This is a genomic window from Clostridium tanneri, from assembly GCF_033659955.1.
GTDB classification, from domain to species: Bacteria; Bacillota; Clostridia; order Clostridiales; family Clostridiaceae; genus Clostridium_AM; species Clostridium_AM tanneri.
On the sequence record NZ_JARUJP010000021.1, the window covers coordinates 43,697 to 62,820 of the forward strand.

Here is a 19,124-nt window from a genome sequence, read left to right on the forward strand (position 1 = left end):
TATAATAAATTACCAAACAAATCTGTTATAATTTAGGTGATAATGATTTTTTTACTCTATGGAGTATTGAAATAATGATAAGAGTTATACTCAAGACTTACTATTTTAGTGTAAAAGGGTTGATGGAATTTATGGATATGAAACAGTTAAAATATTTTGTACAAGTTTCTGAGGACAAAAGCTTCACACTGGCATCACAAAGCCTCTTTATAACACAACAAGCTCTTAGCAAGACGATCAAAAATTTGGAGGATGAACTTGGAATACAGTTGTTTCATAGAACTCCAAGGGGAATCGAGCTTACCGATGCCGGAAACTTTTTACTTGAAAAAGCGAAACATTTATTAGAGGAATTAGAATCAATAACAAGTGAAGTTAAAGATAAATTCAATCTCCAGAGAGGTACCATATCTTTATGCGTTGCTCCCGGAGTATTGCGATCCTTATCCCCTAATATTCTCATTGACTTTTGTGATACATACGCTGACATTAAGGTTAAGAAGCATGAATATGCAGATCTTATATGCGAGAGTCATGTGAAGAGAGGAGTTTTTAGTATAGGCTGTAGTGTACTGCCATCTAATTTAGCAGATATAGATTTTATTCCTATTAAGTCAGAGAAGCTATACCTCATTGTCCACACTAAAAATCCATTGTCTCGAAAAAAAGAAATCGACTTCAAAGATTTAGCAAATGAAAATTTTATTGTATTTGATAAGAACTTTGAACTCCGCCACCTTGTAGTTAGTAAATGTAGGGAAGCAGGTTTTATTCCAAAGATAATTTTTGAATCCTCTGAGGTTGATTTATTAAATAATTTAGTTTATCTTAACAAAGGCATATTTATATGTGTAGAGCATGTTGTCAATGAAATAAATCAAAAAAACATCTGCTTTATTCCCTTTAGTGACCAATCCTTCAAATGGGAGATTGGGTTTATACTGAAAAGGGACAAGCAACTTAGTTCTATTTTAAAAACTTTCATAAATTATATATTGGAGTATTGATTATTATTAATTAACTCATCTCTTAAGTCTTCCACTGTTCCCAGTGGTAGATTTATTTTTTGTACAAAAAGAGGCTGTCCCACTAATTATTTTAGTTTGACAGCCCTTTTTACTTCTATTTAATTTATTTTTAATACAGCTTTAATAACTTTACCATTGTGAGAGTCTTCAAAGGCTTTGTTAATATCCTCAAAATCATAGAATTTAATTAATTTATCAAATGGAAATCTACCTTCTTTGTAGTATTGAATTAATTGAGGAATAAATAACTTTGGAACAGAATCACCTTCTACAACACCAATTAGAGATTTTGCTTCGCCCATTAATTCTTCTTGTACATTAATGGTCAAATCTCCAGTTGCCCCTAGCACCACTGCAGTACCTAAGAAACGGACAGAGGCAAGGGCTTTCTTTACAAAATCAGCAACCCCAGTGGTATCAATTGCATAGTGGCATCCTCCATTTGTGATTTTCTTAATTTCGCCAACTATATCCTCAGTTTCTTTTCTGTTTATAGTATGGGTTGCTCCAAGGTCTCTTGCAAGTTCTAAACTGCTTGGATTTCCTCCTACTGCAATAATTTTTGAACACCCTGTAATTTTAGCTGCCATAATAGCACTCATTCCTACAGTTCCACATCCAAATACCGCAATAGTAGAACCAAACTTTGGATTTAACCTATTTAATACAGCACCTGCACCTGTTTGAATACCACAGCCTAGAGGTCCTACCAATGCAAGCTCTATATCATCATCAACTTTTACTGCACTGTTTTGATTTACCACTGCATAAGTTGCAAAGGAGGATTGTCCAAAGAAAGAAGATATCTCTTGTCCATTTTGGGAAAGACGCTTTGTGCCGTCACTCATCACACCGCCAAAATTAATTGCATTAAAATTCTCACAGGCATGCTGATGGGCACTTAGACAGTTTTCACAACGTCCACAAAATCCAAAGGAAAATCCAACAGGGTCACCTTTTTTAAACTCAGTAACAGCACTACCAACCTCTTCTACAATACCACAACCTTCATGTCCAAGTACTGCTGGTAAAGCTACCGGAATCACTTGTAGTTTTGCAACTTCATCAGTATGACAAACACCACTTGATACTATTTTTACAAGTATTTCATCCGCCTTTGGTGGTGCTAATTCTACCTCCTCAATTTGAAAATCTTGTCCTTTTTCATGAACTACTGCTGCTTTTATTTTCATAATAATTCCCCCTTTTTTGTTTATTATCATTAATGTTGATATTATTATTTTTCTTTTATAGTACTAAAAAGCATTGATGCAATTATAGAGACAACTACAGCAATTAAAATAACAAATCCTGATATTTTATAAAAAATGTTATTAAACATAAATACTCCCAGTATTCCATGTTCAGCTACTCCTGTTTTAACTGCATTAGCAAACAAAGCTCCCAAACCTGAAATTGGAACCTGAGCACCTTCTCCCCCAAAGGCTATAATATAATCATATAGGCCTAGAATCTGCAGTAGCCCTCCTGTAATAATGATTGTTGTCAGCATTTTAGGTGGAGTTAGTTTAAATTTTGTCAGTAAAAGTTGTCCAAGAAAGCATATGATACTGCCTGTAATGAATACTTTAATAAAATCCATAGGAAACATCACCTTATCCTTATTTTTTAATAAATAATTATCCCTTAGCCAATCCCATTATTATACCTGCAGCTACACATGTAACCCAACCCCAAAATAAAATTGGAGCAACTGACATAAATCCTTTGTAAACATTTTCAAAAAAAGGTTCACCATTTTTTTAGATTGCATTGCACTACCTGTTATTGCACCGGAAAGACCAGTTGTGGGTAACATACCTCCAGCTGGGCCATACTTGTCTAATTTACTATACCACCCAAGACCTGTAGTAAGAGCACCTAATAATAGAAGCGTAGAAAGAGTTACTACTAAAGAAATGTCATTGGGCACTCCTGCAGCTATATATATTATGGATAAAATATGAGCAAATACAGAGATCAATCCACCAATTAATCCTGCATATAGGCAACTCTTGAACCATGCCGAATTTTCGTCTCTAGCCTCAACCTCTTTTGGCGAACTATTTGTAGTTTGAATTTTTATATCGTCCATAATACCACCCTTCAAAATTAATCTATACATTTTTATTTTTAAAGAGCTTATTAATTTACAGATAATAAGCCCTTTTTATAAATTCTAAGTAAAATTATTATTATTCTTGTCTATTTAAATATCCAGTGCACGGTAGTATCCGTTTGTAACTGCCTCAACCACACGACCTGGCTTAATACAGTCGCCTGTTTCAAATACACGTGGTGCTGTGTTATAGAAGCTGTCTGCAACTTCACGGTCAGCTTTCACACCTGCTGATAACAAAATGCTGTCGGCTTCAAAAGTAACTTCACCATCCATTGTCTCACAGACAAGTCCCTCAGCTGTAACGGCCTTTGCCTTTGTATTTATATTAATCTTGATATTGCTGTCACGCATTGCTCTTATCATTGCATTTTTGTGCATAAAATAGGAATCTGCTGCCCAGTCGCCTTTCATCTCAACGATTGTAACATCCTTTCCAAGACTATCCAGATAAATTGCACATTCGCATCCAACAAGACCACCACCAAGGATAACAACCTTCTGTCCAAGTGCAGGAACTTTCTGATGAAGAGCTTCAAGACCAACAACTTTCTCATTATCAATTCCTGGAATTGGTGGAACAATCGGTTTAGCACCAATAGCTGTAATAACAACATCAGCATTCTCTGCTGCTGCCTGTTCAGCAGTAAGCTCTGTATTCAAACGGACATCAACGGCTGATTTCTCCAAACGTCCTTTTAATACCTTTACAAAGTTGAACATATCCTGTTTAAAAGGAATATACTGTTCAGAAAGAAGTTGTCCACCAAGTTCGCTGTTTTTCTCATAAAGAGTAACAGAATGGCCTCGATTAGCCGCTGTAATAGCTGCTTCCATACCGCCTGGGCCGCCACCCACTACGATAACTTTCTTTGGTGTTGTAGCTGGGAATGCATGCTTATTTTCTAGTTCGTTACCAACAACTGGGTTAAAGGCACAACAGAATGTTCTGTTCGTTAAATAGTTGAAGAAACAGGTGTAGCAGCGGCAGCAACGATTAATATCATCTGCATTTCCCGAAAATGCTTTCTCTGGGAAATATGGATCAGCTAATGATTGACGTGCAACCTGTATGATATCTGCTTTTCCCGAAGCAATAATTTCTTCCATCATGTCCGGATCATTTAGTCCCCCTAATGTGGCAACCGGTGTCTTAACATGCTTTTTAATTTCAGAGGCAAGATATACATTATATCCATGTTCAATAAACATAGATGGGTGAGTAAGTGTAAATACCTCCGGGTCTTCATGAATACCAGCAGAAACATGGATAATATCCACCTTCCCATCCAGCATTTTGGCCATCTCGATACCCTCTTCGATTGTGTATCCGTCTTTCGTATACTCTGCTCCACTCATACGGAATTCGATTGGATAATTAGGTCCAACAGCTTCACGTACTTTTTCTATTACAAGCATTGAGAAACGCATACGATTCTCCAGACTGCCTCCCCATTTATCTGTTCTATGATTCATCGTTGGAGAACTGAACTGACCAAGCAGCCATCCATGACCACCGTGGATAAGTACCATGTCAAAGCCAGCTTCTTTCGTAAGCTTTGCACTTTCAGCAAAACAATCCGCAACTCTGTAGATATCCTCCTCTGTCATGCTGCGAACCTGAAGTCCTTCTGGATTTACTTCATCATTTGGACCAATTAATGTGCCATCAGCATTGTTATGACCACGGGCATTCCCATATTTCCCCCCGTGAGCTAGCTCCATTACTGCATTACAATTGTGACGATGCATAGCATTTGCAGCTTCCCTAAGTGAAGGGAGAGACATTACGTCATAGAGTTTTATTTCCTTAGTGTGTGTACGACCAATGGGATCTACAATACCAAGACCAATGGCTACACTGGCAAGACCACCCTGTGCACGATTTTCATGAAATGCCACGTCTTCTTTACGCATATTGCAGTCTGGGTCTAATTCCGGATTGGACATTGGTGCACCAAAAATTCTGTTTTTAAAAGTAACTCCGTTGATCTTAATAGGACTTGCAAGATGTGGATAATATTTGTTCTTCATATCTTTTTCCTCCTTTTTTATTTAAAATTGATATTTTCTTAACAACCCATGTGTAATTGAATAGGGTTTTTAATAACCCTATTTCCTACTTTTAAGGGCTAAAAACATGAGGGAATTTATTAAAGTTTGATATAAAACTACCATCTTTCAATTTGAAAACCTATAATCTAGGTTATACATTAATTTTATAATCTTGATAAAGATATATCAAACTCATAATATTTGTAATAACTACAACTTTTTTTTGTATTATATCAACACCGGCCGCTATGAAAAGGCAAAGTGTCGTTCTTTCATCTTCTTCTACTAAAGCTATTTTTTACTTGCATCCATCACTTGTATTTAGCAGTCTTAGTGGTATAATTCTACTATAAGTACTAAAAATGTAAATATTAAAGTATTGGAGGTATTACTAATGGAAGAAGTTTATAAATTTTTAAAGAAATGTGAGACTTACTATCTCGCAACAATGGACGGTGATCAACCAAGAGTACGTCCTTTTGGAACAGTTAACATATTTGAAGGCAAATTATATATTCAGACAGGAAAGTCTAAAGATGTTTCCAAACAAATGATGAAAAATCCTAAGATTGAAATTTGTGGTATGTATGATGGTCAGTGGATTCGTGTTCAGGCAGTAGCCGTTGAAGATGACCGTGTAGAAGCAAAACAAAGTATGCTTGACAGTTATCCTAGTTTACAATCAATGTATTCTGCAACAGATGAAAACACTCAAGTATTATACTTAAAAGAGGTAGTAGCTACAATTTCTTCATTTACAACTGCTCCTAGAGTAGTTAAGTTTTAACCTAAAATCGCCATGAATCAAGTGGATATTGTTGAGATTTTTTATAGAAATAAATCAGAGGAAAATGCTTTACCTATGTCTGCATATATGAAAAATCAATTCCCTTTTCTTGGGTTGAAAAGACCTAAACGAAATGAGTTACAAAAAGCTTTTATAAAGGAAGCTAAAAAGAAAAAGGAAATTGACTGGGATTTTGTATTTAAATGTTGGGCTTTGCCAGAGCGTGAATTTCAATATCTCGCTGCTGACTACCTAGTAGCAATGAAAGATTATATGTTAGATACTGAAATTGAAAAAATAGAAAAACTTATTGTTACTAAGTCCTGGTGGGATGCTGCGGATATTCTAGCACCAAAGGTAGTAGGAGAACTTTGTAGTAAATATCCCTATTTAATTGAAGAATATATTATGAAATGGTGTATCAATGACAATATATGGTTAAGGCGTACATCTCTTCTTTTTCAGCTTAAATATAAAGAAAAAACAGATACTGAGCTTTTAGAAAAGATTATTCTTGAAAATAAAGATACTAAAGAATTTTTTGTCAATAAAGCTATTGGCTGGATACTAAGGGAGTTCTCCAAAACAAACAAAGAATGGGTGAAAAGTTTTATTGATAATAATACTTTACATCCCCTAAGTGCAAAAGAAGGCAGTAAATATTTATAATCATAATAAGATTTATCCGATGACTACCCGCTCTAATACTCCCTCGGAGTAAGGAGCGGCTACGTCCCTGGATAACGATTTCTAAGCATAGGTTTTTTACATCTACTTTTTATTTCATAAATCTTCTTAAGCACTTGAAACCTTCCTATTTTCTTAAAAATAGATCTTTTCTCTTTAAACCATTTGCTTTAATTGATCGTCGCCATCCCATTTCTGCGGCAAGTTTATATAATACTCTTGGAAAGTTTGCTGTAGTAAATATATTCTCTTCTGAAGTACATTTCACTATATTATCTGCAAGTTTTTTTAATACCTTTTCTAAGTTTCTCTTAGGCCCATGACCAATTGGAACATTATTCAAAGCTGGGAGCATTCCGCCTGCTCCAATACCAATCCCCTGTCCCCACCTAAGTCCTGCTTTTGCACACCAATTTTCCATCATTTCAATTGCTAATTCATTATGATGACCTTCATAAAACCCACAGTTAACCAAGGAATAAACCATAATTTCTTTTTCCTTTATGTTTGCAAAATACCCTTCTAATTGAATAAGGCAATTTAACAAATGAGATGGAATTCCGTCCACATATAGAGGAAATGCAAATACTAAAATATCATACTCTATTAGTTCTTCCATCTCTTTTTTACTCAACTGTGGCTTTCTAAAGTAATATTCAGTAATTATATTACTATTCTTCTCCAAAAAAGCCTTCAATTCCTGTAAGATATAGTTAGACGCACTGTCTTTCATTTTTGGGCTTCCATTTATAAGAGCTATCTTCATAGAATCTGCCCCTCCATTTCCTCAATACTGTTAACAAATGTAATACCACAAACTTTACAATCTAAATTGATAGAATTTGCTTTTACCAACCTTTTAGCAGTTTGCTTTTCTCTTTCCATTATATTTTCACCATAAAACCATACCCTCATATCAAAATGATTTTCGTATCGTCTACGGTGATGCATCTCTCCATTCCTTGTTGCAAAGTAAGGGTGTACGTAGGAAATACTTCTATCCAACACATTTTTTACAAATGGACTAAATCCACCGTAACAACATCTGCTTATAATAGTTACCTCTTTACATTTTGATAGAGATTTTCCCATATCTCCGTATTTATCACCTATTACACAGGCTGCAGGTGTCTTCACCCAGCATCCAAAGCATCCTATGCAGTGATGTATAGTACCATCATTAGAAATAATCATTGTCTCATCTAATGAATTAGGATATAATTTTTCAAAATCCTTAGTTTCTAAATCATGTATGAGTAATTTCATGTCTAACAATTCCTTTCACTAATAATTAATATTGTTTTATGGTTTCATATTTTAACTTTAAAATAGTGATTTCTGTGTCTTTCCTAGCTAAACTCCTCTGCTTTAATTATACTTCACATTTTAATATTACATCCTTTTTTTACCTGTAATAACTTTCTTTTTTACCATTTTTGAGAGTTGTATCAAAAAATCACATAAGGTTCAACCCTCATGTGATTTATTATTCTCAATCAAGTAATTCCACTTCTTTAGCCTCAATTACTGCATCTTCCTCACTTGATTCCTTTATCAAAATGTCTAATGTATGTGCACTTGCTCCAAGCAAATCTGGTCTTTCACAGGTGGAAAAGTGATAATTAAGAAAAACTTGAAATGTCTCTTCATCCATAGCATTTATAACTTGTCTCATATAATTAGCTGGTCCATCCGCTGCAATTATTTTTATTCTCCTAAGTCCTGCTTCTTCATTTAATTTATTAATATCTTCAATTCTTACATAATCATATAAATCTTTCGGTTCTGATATAACATGAAAATCATCAGTAAGTTTCCCATTCTCAATACAGTCACGAATATTATTTTCCTTAAACCCATAGGTTAACACACTATATTCGTTCATACAATATGCTACTAAGATAACACCGCTAGGCTTTGTTACTCTTTTTGCCTCTTGAAGGGCTTTTACCTTATCCTCCAATGTATATAAATGATACATTGGTCCAAACACCAAGGTCATATCAAAAGTATTTTCTGAAAATCTTGATAAATCTAATGCTGTTCCCTGAAAGGCTTTTGCTGTACTTCCTTTTGACTTTAAAATACCTAGGTTATGTTTCACAAGTTCAACTGCAGTAACATCATATCCTTCATTTGCTAACTGTACAGAATATCTGCCTGTCCCTGCACCAACATCTAAGATTTTTGCCTTCTTATTATTCCCTAAATACTCATGAATATATTTCATAGAAGTTATATATTCAACTTGTCCATATTTTCTTGTCAATCTCTTATCCTCACAAAACTTATTATAGTATTTCTCCAATTCCATTGTCATGTTTTTATCTTCCTCTTCTGTTTTATTTTTAAAATTATTAAATACAAAATCTTTCTTTGTGGGGTTAAGTGGTATTATATCATATACTAGAGTTAAAGTCCAAGCAGCTGTTCGCTTCAACTGTGTTAAGTTCTGGGAGGTACCCACCTATCGAAAGATAGGTGTCAGTATTTTGAAGGTTATCTTTAGAGATTTCAAGCCAATGCTTTGTACGTTAAGCATTGGCTTGCTGTTATATGATCAATTACATATTCAACTCCTGAATTAGCAATTTATGTTTTCAATTTATACTTTGTCACTACTAGGACAGTTATATTACTATTATGCAGCCTCTAATTATGAGGTGTTCCAGTGTTAACAATAGGCTGGGTAGACCTTTCACCACAAAGCACAACCATTAAGTTGCTTACCATAGCTGCTTTTCTTTCGTCATCTAAATCTACTACTTTATTTTCACCTAATTTATTAATAGCCATTTCAACCATCCCCACTGCTCCTTCAACGATCTTCTGGCGTGCTGCAATTATAGCAGCTGCCTGCTGTCTTTGAAGCATCGATGCGGCAATTTCTGGGGCATAGGCAAGATGGCTAAGCCTTGCTTCTTCAACAATCACTCCTGCTTTTCCAACCCTTTCCTGAAGCTCATTTTTTAGTGCTTCTGAAACTTCATCTGCACTTCCTCTAAGAGAAATTTGTTTTGTATCATCAGTTATATCATAAGGGTACATGCCAGCTAGGTGTCTTAAGGCAGACTCGCTTTGTACTTTTACAAATTCTGAGTAATTTTCAACATTAAACAATGCTTCCACAGTATTATTAACCTTCCAAACAACAACAGTGGCAATTTCAATGGGATTACCCATTTCATCATTAACCTTCAACCTTTCACCATTAAGGTTTCTAGACCGTAGAGAAACCTTCCTTTTAGTATAAAATGGGTTTGCCCAATGCCAACCTGATTGTTTAACTGTTCCCTTGTATGCTCCCATAAGGACAAGTGCAGCTCCTTCATTAGGTTGAAGAATGAAAAAACCCGGAAACATCAGTATCCATATTACAAAGCTGATGACGGCAATAATAATTAATATTACAGATAGTTTTGTAGACCCATTGTTTCCTGCATTAATACCTATAATAAATAGGGCAGCTGCTAAAATAAATAATAGTAAATTAATAAAGAATATGCTAATCCCCGAACTAGTTTTAATTTCCACTTCCTTCATAAGTAACTACCTCCTTAAAATATCTAGTACATATTACTATATACCTATTTATTTTACTTAATTTATACATAGACTGAATATAATGTATTTAGTCTATAATTTATTATATCCTACTTGGGCTAAAATTAGTTAATATTATCTATATATCACAGATTTTACTGGTAAGCAGCAGAATTCACTTGATGTCCTCTCCCATCATTTTCCTTAGTTAAAAATTCATCTTATTACAAGTAATAACATACCTTTTAAATTAATCAATGTGTCAGCACACCTATACCATAAGACTATTCATAACGACCAAAGAAAGTCCTATTTAAAGGGACTATAGCCTTTTGTTGAATATCACACCACTTAAAAGTAAACAATAGAGATTACTATACATATAATTAATGTTTTAGAGATGTCCTATGAAAAATATATTTTGGTATATTTGTTTAGCCGTTCTTGGTGTAAGTATTGCTGCCTATGCCATATATATAAAAAGGAACAAATATAAAGTTTCCACGCTTTTGATTTTTTATTTATTCTCAGGAAGTCTTGCATGGATTGGTGAATTTTTGGTGCTTGGCCTATTTAATTCCTATGCTTATAAAGTATGAAATATTTATAGCAGCATTCATTGTGATTGAAAAATACACCTTAAAACCAGATTTAAATTAGTTTAATTTTGATATTCTTAAAGTGCTAAAGTGTGCAAAGATAAACTAATCACTTTACTAATGACTAAAGGCGATAAACGTTTTCCTCTTCTCTATGCCTTTGGTAGAAACTTATATCATTGCTTCTGTATGGTAAAATATTATTAAAACAACAGAACTAATAAATACCAATAGTTATTTAAAGCTGTCATCAGATAGCATTTAAAGACAGGCTAACTAACTGTAAAAGATTTATTATAGATGTAGAGAGGAGTGGCTTTATGGATTGGCTTAAAGCAATGAACAATGCAGTTGAATATATAGAGGATAACATTAATGAAAAATTTGATATTGAAAAGGTATCAAAAATTGCCTTATCGTCTCCTTTTCACTTTCAGCGTATGTATCATATGATAACCGGTGTTACAGTAGCAGAATATATAAGGAGACGAAGACTTACACTGGCTGCACAGGATATTTTGTCCGGTGAAAAAATAATTAATGTAGCCTATAAGTATGGCTATGAAACACCAGAGTCCTTTACAAAGGCTTTTAAAAAACTGCATGGAATAAGCCCTACTGCAGCTCGAGAGCAGGGCGCAAGTCTCAAGGCATATCCTAAGCTGTCCTTTCATATTTCAATAAAAGGAGATAAAGATATGAATTATAAGATTGTTGAAAAAGGAAGCTTTAAAGTAGTAGGTAAGCAGAAAAGAATGACAATGTCCGGAGAAGAGAACTTTAAACAAGTGCCTAAGTTTTGGTACGATTGTATGGCTGATGGTTCCTATGATTGGCTTACATCAAAGGCAGGCAAGCTTGGTGTTCTAGGTGTATCTAAGGACTTTGATAAATTTACAGATGAATTTAATTATATGATAGCAGTTGAGGAAATAAAGGATCCCCTTCCGAAAGGATATATTTCCGCAACCATCCCTGCTGCAACCTGGGCTGTATTTGAATCAGTAGGTCCAGTTCCTGAAGCTTTACATGAGCTTCTTAGAAGAATATATTCAGAGTGGATGCCTTCTACTGGATATCAGCATGATTGTGCACCGGATATTGATGTATTTCCTATAGGAGATATGTCCTCCCCTGATTATAGATGTGAACTTTGGATTCCTGTAAGGAAGTAAAATTACGTAATACTATGATAAAGTTGTCAAAGTTATAGTACCGGTATTTTTGAGATTATTTTTAGAAATTTTAAGCCAATGCTTAGTTGCTAAGCATTGGCTTTTAAATTATTTTTACATAGAACACTCTAGTTCTTTGTCCATCAAATTCACAGAAATATATACTCTGCCAGCTTCCTAACTTTAGTTTATTGTTACTCCAGCTGCGGTACGAGGCGCACAGACTATAGTTATTCGATTTTTAATTTTACTTTTTCTACCTATTCCTGCACAATCTCTGTTGCATCTATAAACTGTTGAGCTTTTGTGGTTTTTATAATATAGATGTGATCTATTCTATACTTTTTTACTAACATAGTATGGTGGATGTTCCTCCTTTTCAATAATTATTCCCTCGAATCCATTCCACCTTTTCCCTTTAAGTAAATACTTGTAATTCGGTGGCAATCTTTTAGTCCGATTCAAGCCATTAATTACATACTCTATCTGCAATAATAAATCAGATATTCTATTAGCTTTGTATCTCTGGTAAGTTGATAAGTATTGCCATAAATAGAGATACTCAAATGCTGGCAAATTGTATTCTTCAAAAATTTTTTTATCCTCTTCAGTGATATCTATCCATGACATAAAAATACCTACCCTCTTTCCTTCACAAACACTTGCTCACATTTTTTAATATCACTAATTATTTTAGGCAATTCTATATTTATAAATTTCTCTAAATTTTTTGTAAGATCTTCTTTTATTTGCTCCCCATTTTCCTCTTCATCATCATACTTCTTCATATCTATTAGTGTTTTTTTATAAATACAACACCATTTTGCAGTTTGCTTGCTATTGACCTTTAAAATTTCAGAGTTATTTTGAGCCAGTTCGAATAAGGTATCTTTAATATTTTGCTCACAAGGTCCTACAAGTAATAACATTTCTATTTTATCTACAGGACGTACCAAATTTCTTATTTCAAATAATAAGATTCTGTTACTACTTGTCCATGAACATGTTTTAGGTAAAAAATCCAGTTCTTTAGGTATGAATCTTAAATATGCTTTTGCTGAATCATCCATAGAAATAGTTTCCCTATTTTCGTTTAATACACTTGTAATACATTCAACTGCTTCTGATTGTATATCCGGTTTATATTGATAAATTAAATCTAATGCTTTTTTATGTTGCTTATATATTTTTTTACAAATTTCTTGTATTTCAGAATTTTCCACGATATATCTCCTAACCATCTCTTTATAATCACTTATTGCATATAAAATTCTTTCACTTAGTTTATCTTTTTTATTGTTTACTAGCTTTTCTATTAAATTAACGATATCCTTATATCCATAAGGTATGTACTCTTCATCGGAAGGGATTTCTTTATATTTGGTTAGATATACAAAGACTTTTTTATACTCGATAAATTCCTTATCCACTATATCCCTATATCTTTGAAGTTGATTGCTATGCTCAGAAGTATCAATTTTATTTTCAATTACACATAATATTTTTGAACTATCGTCTTTAATAAATATGTCTATATTATGCCATTCTCTGAGTACTGCAGCGTTATCGAAATTAATACCATCTACATCAAATATTGATATAGAGTCATTATTGTTTCTTATGCAAACATCCTTTAAAAGCAATTTAAGAAAATAGTCTCCTAAGCCATGACTCTCTAGAGGATTCAGGAGCCATGCTAAAAAGTCTGAATGACGAACTTCTTTCCTTATTATATTCAGTGCCGAAAAAATATTAAATTCATTAGTTATTGCCTCTAATTTTTCCATATCTTCATTATTATAAATAAAATTTTCAAGGCATTTTTTCTCATTGATAATTTCCATAACTTCACCATTCTTTTATATTTAAACTTGTTTCTGCTATGCTTAATTTTAACATATCAGCTTTTATTTTTATAATGGTATATTATTGAATAAACTTATCTTTTGTAATTTATACATAGCATATATACCAAGCTTGATCTTTAATTTATAAAATTGATAAATCCTTGTAGAAACAATTGTAGCATAAACTTCAGACTTTAGAAAAATATTCATTTTTTAATTTCTTTTCCTTATACATTTCTGTATCAGCCTTTTTTATTATGTCTGTAATGGACACTCCCTTTTCTGTTTCTTTGTTATATTCATAAACTCCATAACTCAAGCTAAAATCATAACTATCATTATTTTTATTAATCTCTTCCACTTTCTTTAAAATTCTATGCCATGCTTTATTAACCTCTTCTATTGTTGTTTTAGGAAATACCACTATAAATTCATCTCCCCCCATCCTAATTACAAAGTCAGTTTTTCTAATGCTTTCTTTAAGGATTTGTGCCACACTTATTAAAAGTTTATCTCCTTCTTCATGTCCAAAGTTATCATTTATTATTTTTAATCTATCTACGTCAACAAAAGAAACAACTAGATTTCTATCATTATGTTCTGATAGTCCAAATTCTTTACTTAGTAACTCCAATCCTGACCTTCTATTTAGTACACCAGTCATAGGATCTATGTTTGCATAGTAATTCAATTTTTTCCTTTCAGAAGTTAATTTTTCTAACAGGTTATCCTTTTCTCTTAAGATTTTAACAAGAGTTTCTTTATTCATACTCTCATAATTCATTTAAACTCTTACCCCCAATATTTATCTTTAAATTCTAAAAAGCTAATTCACTTTTCTAGGCTCCCCCTAATGTACTTTGTTTTTGTAACTTTATAATAATTAAATTTTATTTTTAACTTCTACTGTTGACTTTAGTAATTCTATTGTATCATCCCTTGCGGCCTTATTTATGTCACAATACATTTTAATAAGTACAGTTTATTAAAAATACGCAGCATTACTACAATTAAAAAAGCTGTCAGCGAAATATAATTGCCGACAGCTTGTCCTTTGCTTATAATTAACTACTATTTAATTCTCTTTACAATAAATAGCCTTTATTTTATTTATCTCTTCTATTACTGAAGTTTTCAAATTTTCAGGTTCTATTACCTCAGCATCAGATCCCATCCCAAGCACCCATTTCTTTATGTCCTCTATCCCTGTAGTTTTAGCTTCAAATGTTATTGAGTTATCCTTATCATTAAAGTGTATTTTTTGATTTTCTACCCAAACTTTTTCCATTACCCTTATTGATGTAGGATAATTTATTTTAATTTTCACATCAAATACTTTATCATCATAAACAATTCCCATTCCATTTTTCATATAGACTTTTAAATTAAAATGTTTGGGCTTCTCAAACTTTTCTTCTAGAATCTCATAGTTCTTTATCCGGGCTATTTTAAATTCTCTTATTTCATCTCTCAACTGACAATAACCTATAAAATACCAGAATCCGCTGTACCTAAATACTGCATAAGGTCTTACAACCCTTTCGTGTACCCCTGAAGTTAGCGAAAAGTAACTCATTCTAATTTTTTTCTTGGTAACTATGGCAGCCTGGATATCTAAATATTTTTTTCTTTCAGAATCTAAATCTATATTGGGTTTGGATCCAATATTCATAGTCTCTGCTTTATCGAAACTCTTTTCCTCTAAAGCAGCACCTATTTTATCTAAAGCACTTTCATATTCCTTTATTAGTATGAATCCGTTGTCCTTAAGCTCCTCCTGTGCCATTATAAAAGCTCTATATTCCTCCTTACCTATACCAAAATTTAAAATTGAGGTGTCACTTTCAATAAAATAACCACCATTTATCCCTGAGGTAGAACTTAAATAAATCCCCGCTTGTTCCAAATCATCTTTGTACTTTCTAACCATTCTTTCATTTATTTCTAATGCTTCTGCTAAATCCTTAATTTTCATTTTACCTCTGCACTTTAGCAGAATTATCATTTTTAGTATATTTGCTAGTTTACTCATAAAAGCCTCCAGTTGAACGTAAAACTCGATTTTCATATCCTATTTATAGTATACTTAATCAATAAATTATAGAGAAGATATTACTCTTAATAGCCTTATTCTACTGTTATTTAAATATGTTTTTAAGTTCAATTCTTAAATCCTCATAAACAGTACTTATATAAGTGTCTTTAGAGAAAAATACCCTTGGTGTTCCATAACTTCCGTTAACTAAAGTATATTGAGTTATTGAGCCACCTGGTTCAGCTATATTATATTCTAAAACTCCAAATTTTTGATATATGCGAGCCTTAATAAAATAATCATTATCAGAATATTTTTCAGACACCACTTCAAAAATCATCTTTGGTGATGAAATAAAGCTTTCACCTAAAGTTTGAGCATCTTCACACATAACAAAAATATCAGGTAATAAATTGTACTGTTCATTTTCATTCTTAAATATAACCTCTATCTGTTCAGAAAAAGGTTCAAACTTACTCCCGTCAAAATACGAATCCAATTTTGATAAAATTCTTCTTACTATTCTATTGTGACTCTGAGATGTTCTGGAACTAAATAGTATCTCTCCATTTAGATATTCACAAATTCCGTCATATTTGCTTTGAATCTCTTCAAACTGTTTTGGTGTTATAAATGCATTTCTAATAGGTTCCATTTTTCCATCTCCTAACACTATATAATATATATAATTCCATTATATATATTATTACCACTTATCAATTCTTTATATTGAGAGAATATAGGGGTTTGTAATCAATCTGAGGAATCTTAAATTTTATTTTCGAGACTGATGCCTTTAGGTACATCCTTATCTATAGAACTCCTGAAAGCTTCTATAGATAAAACCATAAATACCTTACAGCCATTTATTAGCTTTAGCTAATCCTTCTAAATACTCCTTATCTTCATAATTTATAGATCCATTTGCAAACTTTTTAGCCTGCACTATTTTTTTCTTTCGTATTTCAAGAGTTATGTAGCTTTTATCTAATTCATTTTTATCTCTTATGAATAATATTATAATATCCCCATTAACCATAGACTCAGCATAGCTCAATACACAATTTTTTTGATTTTGTCCTTCTTCTTCAAAGTCCTTCACCGACTTCGGAATAATTGCAACATACTTATCACCATATTGGTTAACAACTATATCCCTGCTTATTTCCAGCAGTTTTTTATTAATAATTTCATTTTTTACTAGTTTATATTTGGATGCAAGCTCATCATGTCTTTGCTTTAATCTCCTACCATATAACTTAAATTCTAAATCTCCTGCTTTACTCATCCTAACAGAATCAACAAGATAAGTTAAAAAACTGCTTTTTCCTAAATCCTCTTCATTAATTATCTCCGCAGCATATTTATTCAGTCTATGAGCAGAATACCCATTTCTCAATAGAAAATTCAAATAATGCAAATCACTTACTTCAAAAATACTATTTTCACTGCATAAGAACTCTTTAAAATCATTATAATTATTTTCTCTAAAAAACCTCTGCAGTTCAAGAATATTACTTGCCTTTAATCTATTCTCCCGTATATAGCAAATTACTTTCTTGGGAACTCCAAGAATCTTGCTGCAGGTAGTTGCTGCTTTATCAATATATATTGTTTTCTCAAGTATTTGTAAACTATGCAAAAAATTATATTCAATTAAATAACTTAAGCCCTCTTTTGCAAAAGATTCTACATAATATTCACTTAAGACTTTTTTTAACATTATTTCATACTCGTAAGTATTATAGTAGGAACTTAACTTCTTCAGAATTGAACCATAGTTTGGAACTATCTTATTTTTACTGCAATACAGTTCAATCTGGCTGGAAAGGTTTTTCATATCTTCTATACTAATATTCTTAAAAAAACTCTTTCCTCCGTCTTTTATACCTCTTCCTCTGTCATCAAAATACGCAAATAAGTTATTTTCAAAATCTATGTATAGATATTCATTACATTCCTTTAAGTTTCTGGTGGTAAGTCTATTTTTCCTCCAGTCAATTTTTGAATATACTCTTTGCTTTACCATTACAAAAGCTTCACTTATAATGTAATCATAGCCTTCATAGACTAATAATTCATCAATATCCTCATCCGCTGGCCAAAATTCATCTCCACAACTGCAACTCAATGAATTACCAAAGCCACCTAAGCTAAGTTCGTTAAACTTAATTTTCCTACCACAGCTGCATTTAACATTTCCTGAATATATATCTGTAACTACTTTTCCATAACCTATATTTTCTGCAATAGCTGCTATATTCATAAAAGTCCCCCCAATGATTGATTCTCATTTAATGTCATAAATAATTAGTAAAACCTCTTACGTTAATACTTCAGACGTGCATACAGTAGTTCTAACATTATGTTGAGTTACAATCACTGGCCAGTAAAACTCTGCACCCATCCATTCATCTATTTTCCCCAGATCCTTCTTGTTTCATTAACATAAGCGTTGGATCTGAAACTGCCATATCTTTAGATTGCTTGTTAACGCTTCTTCCTCTTTAAAAATTCAATGTTACCTTATTTTGAGCACTGTTATAGTTAAATTTAGATTGTGCTATTTTTATAATGTATTACAATTCCATCTCATTTAAAATGTCTCTAAGTTTCTTTAATTCCTGAGCATTTAAGGTAACACCTTTACCCATTTTCTTATGTTCTAAATCCCAATCTCTAATATCATACTTAGGTTCCTTATCATTCCAACTTACTAGGTTCAACTCCTTCTTCCAACCCTTTGATGATTCTGAAAGAGTCCCCATAGTTTCTTTTAGTTCAAATTTTATATCTGCCAATTTAACATCTCCTCTTTTAACCAAAATCTTAATTATTTATCAGCATGATCATATGTTTTCCTAGCTAAATAGTGAATCATATAGTTTTGTAAATTGTCATTAGTTAATATCTCTTTTACTTCCTCATCATGATATACTCCATACTCATGCAGCTGATACCACAAGTCATTTTCTCCAATAATTATAACAAATCCTTAAAATATAGTCACTAGTTGGAAACTTTTTAAGGTGGCGTGTTTACTTATAAAACTTAAACAAATAGTTGCTTCATCTAGATAGCACAAAAAGACTAATTCAAAATTTTCTTTTGAATTAGTCTTTTTTCTATAACCTAGCAACGTCCTACTCTTCCACTCAGTCTCCCGAGCAGTACCATCGGCGCTGAGAAGCTTAACCATCGTGTTCGGAATGGGAACGGGTGTAGCCTTCTCGCCATAATCACTAGATA

Annotated in this window: 21 protein-coding genes and 1 rRNA gene; 4 read left to right on the forward strand and 18 right to left on the reverse strand. The window is 32.6% G+C overall.

Annotation, left to right across the window (positions count from 1 at the left end):
* The first annotated feature begins 74 nt into the window (after positions 1 to 74).
* Entirely contained in the window at positions 75 to 1,007 is a 933-nt protein-coding gene (locus P8V03_RS15185) for a LysR family transcriptional regulator (RefSeq protein WP_318798814.1), read from the forward strand.
* Between the two features lie 119 nt (positions 1,008 to 1,126).
* On the opposite strand, the gene P8V03_RS15190 is transcribed toward P8V03_RS15185, so the two are convergent.
* The 4 genes from P8V03_RS15190 to P8V03_RS15205 all read right to left on the reverse strand — a co-directional run bounded on the left by P8V03_RS15190 (position 1,127) and on the right by P8V03_RS15205 (position 5,181).
* Positions 1,127 to 2,221 (reverse strand): NAD(P)-dependent alcohol dehydrogenase, encoded by a 1,095-nt coding sequence (locus tag P8V03_RS15190; RefSeq protein ID WP_318798815.1) that lies wholly within the window; start codon positions 2,219 to 2,221, stop codon positions 1,127 to 1,129.
* Positions 2,222 to 2,265: 44 nt separating this feature from the next.
* Complete coding sequence (locus tag P8V03_RS15195) at positions 2,266 to 2,631, reverse strand: SpoVA/SpoVAEb family sporulation membrane protein (RefSeq protein ID WP_318798816.1); 366 nt, start codon at positions 2,629 to 2,631, stop codon at positions 2,266 to 2,268.
* Between the two features lie 72 nt (positions 2,632 to 2,703).
* Complete coding sequence (locus P8V03_RS15200) at positions 2,704 to 3,123, reverse strand: SpoVA/SpoVAEb family sporulation membrane protein (RefSeq protein ID WP_318798817.1); 420 nt, start codon at positions 3,121 to 3,123, stop codon at positions 2,704 to 2,706.
* Between the two features lie 114 nt (positions 3,124 to 3,237).
* Positions 3,238 to 5,181 carry an oxidoreductase gene (locus P8V03_RS15205; RefSeq protein ID WP_318798818.1) on the reverse strand — a complete coding sequence of 648 codons (1,944 nt, stop codon included), beginning with the start codon at positions 5,179 to 5,181 and terminating at the stop codon, positions 3,238 to 3,240.
* Positions 5,182 to 5,596: 415 nt separating this feature from the next.
* Here P8V03_RS15205 and P8V03_RS15210 point away from each other — a divergent pair, with 415 nt between their 5' ends.
* Together P8V03_RS15210 and P8V03_RS15215 are read left to right on the forward strand one after the other, a co-directional pair.
* Positions 5,597 to 5,989: a pyridoxamine 5'-phosphate oxidase family protein gene (locus P8V03_RS15210; protein ID WP_318798819.1), complete on the forward strand. Its 393-nt coding sequence runs from the start codon at positions 5,597 to 5,599 to the stop codon at positions 5,987 to 5,989.
* A 12-nt stretch (positions 5,990 to 6,001) separates the two neighbouring features.
* Entirely contained in the window at positions 6,002 to 6,658 is a 657-nt protein-coding gene (locus P8V03_RS15215) for a DNA alkylation repair protein (RefSeq protein WP_318798820.1), read from the forward strand.
* A gap of 145 nt (positions 6,659 to 6,803) precedes the next feature.
* Here the strand turns inward: P8V03_RS15215 and P8V03_RS15220 are convergent, their stop codons facing one another.
* The 4 genes from P8V03_RS15220 to P8V03_RS15235 all read right to left on the reverse strand — a co-directional run bounded on the left by P8V03_RS15220 (position 6,804) and on the right by P8V03_RS15235 (position 10,219).
* A complete protein-coding gene (locus P8V03_RS15220; protein ID WP_318798821.1) occupies positions 6,804 to 7,442 on the reverse strand; it encodes an NADPH-dependent FMN reductase family protein in 639 nt (212 codons plus the stop codon).
* Positions 7,439 to 7,942 (reverse strand): flavodoxin family protein, encoded by a 504-nt coding sequence (locus tag P8V03_RS15225; protein ID WP_318798822.1) that lies wholly within the window; start codon positions 7,940 to 7,942, stop codon positions 7,439 to 7,441. The genes P8V03_RS15220 and P8V03_RS15225 overlap by 4 nt, the downstream gene beginning before the upstream one ends.
* Before the next feature lie 226 nt (positions 7,943 to 8,168).
* On the reverse strand, positions 8,169 to 8,996 hold the full coding sequence (locus tag P8V03_RS15230; RefSeq protein ID WP_318798835.1) for a class I SAM-dependent methyltransferase: 828 nt from the start codon (positions 8,994 to 8,996) through the stop codon (positions 8,169 to 8,171).
* A 332-nt stretch (positions 8,997 to 9,328) separates the two neighbouring features.
* Positions 9,329 to 10,219, reverse strand: coding sequence for an SPFH domain-containing protein (locus tag P8V03_RS15235; protein WP_318798823.1), 891 nt, complete (start codon positions 10,217 to 10,219; stop codon positions 9,329 to 9,331).
* Positions 10,220 to 11,138: 919 nt separating this feature from the next.
* Here P8V03_RS15235 and P8V03_RS15240 point away from each other — a divergent pair.
* Positions 11,139 to 11,993 carry an AraC family transcriptional regulator gene (locus P8V03_RS15240; protein WP_318798824.1) on the forward strand — a complete coding sequence of 285 codons (855 nt, stop codon included), beginning with the start codon at positions 11,139 to 11,141 and terminating at the stop codon, positions 11,991 to 11,993.
* 103 nt (positions 11,994 to 12,096) lie between these two features.
* On the opposite strand, the gene P8V03_RS15245 is transcribed toward P8V03_RS15240, so the two are convergent.
* The 10 genes from P8V03_RS15245 to rrf all read right to left on the reverse strand — a co-directional run bounded on the left by P8V03_RS15245 (position 12,097) and on the right by rrf (position 19,122).
* On the reverse strand, positions 12,097 to 12,216 hold the full coding sequence (locus P8V03_RS15245; RefSeq protein WP_428978983.1) for a YjbQ family protein: 120 nt from the start codon (positions 12,214 to 12,216) through the stop codon (positions 12,097 to 12,099).
* A gap of 113 nt (positions 12,217 to 12,329) precedes the next feature.
* A complete protein-coding gene (locus P8V03_RS15250) occupies positions 12,330 to 12,623 on the reverse strand; it encodes a hypothetical protein (RefSeq protein ID WP_318798825.1) in 294 nt (97 codons plus the stop codon).
* An 8-nt stretch (positions 12,624 to 12,631) separates the two neighbouring features.
* On the reverse strand, positions 12,632 to 13,837 hold the full coding sequence (locus P8V03_RS15255; RefSeq protein WP_318798826.1) for a PDDEXK-like family protein: 1,206 nt from the start codon (positions 13,835 to 13,837) through the stop codon (positions 12,632 to 12,634).
* Positions 13,838 to 14,027: 190 nt separating this feature from the next.
* Complete coding sequence (locus tag P8V03_RS15260) at positions 14,028 to 14,624, reverse strand: GGDEF domain-containing protein (RefSeq protein ID WP_318798827.1); 597 nt, start codon at positions 14,622 to 14,624, stop codon at positions 14,028 to 14,030.
* Between the two features lie 291 nt (positions 14,625 to 14,915).
* Positions 14,916 to 15,872, reverse strand: a complete 957-nt coding sequence (locus P8V03_RS15265; RefSeq protein WP_318798828.1) for a helix-turn-helix transcriptional regulator — start codon at positions 15,870 to 15,872, stop codon at positions 14,916 to 14,918.
* 106 nt (positions 15,873 to 15,978) lie between these two features.
* Positions 15,979 to 16,530: a Uma2 family endonuclease gene (locus P8V03_RS15270; RefSeq protein ID WP_318798829.1), complete on the reverse strand. Its 552-nt coding sequence runs from the start codon at positions 16,528 to 16,530 to the stop codon at positions 15,979 to 15,981.
* A 201-nt stretch (positions 16,531 to 16,731) separates the two neighbouring features.
* The gene (locus P8V03_RS15275) at positions 16,732 to 18,141 is read right to left on the reverse strand and encodes a PcfJ domain-containing protein (protein WP_318798830.1); all 1,410 of its coding nucleotides are present in this window, start codon (positions 18,139 to 18,141) and stop codon (positions 16,732 to 16,734) included.
* Positions 18,142 to 18,454: 313 nt separating this feature from the next.
* Positions 18,455 to 18,676: a YdbC family protein gene (locus P8V03_RS15280; RefSeq protein WP_318798831.1), complete on the reverse strand. Its 222-nt coding sequence runs from the start codon at positions 18,674 to 18,676 to the stop codon at positions 18,455 to 18,457.
* A 32-nt stretch (positions 18,677 to 18,708) separates the two neighbouring features.
* Positions 18,709 to 18,840 carry a hypothetical protein gene (locus tag P8V03_RS15285; RefSeq protein WP_318798832.1) on the reverse strand — a complete coding sequence of 44 codons (132 nt, stop codon included), beginning with the start codon at positions 18,838 to 18,840 and terminating at the stop codon, positions 18,709 to 18,711.
* Between the two features lie 165 nt (positions 18,841 to 19,005).
* Positions 19,006 to 19,122: ribosomal RNA gene (gene rrf, locus P8V03_RS15290) — 5S ribosomal RNA — on the reverse strand.
* Between the last annotated feature and the right edge of the window lie 2 nt (positions 19,123 to 19,124).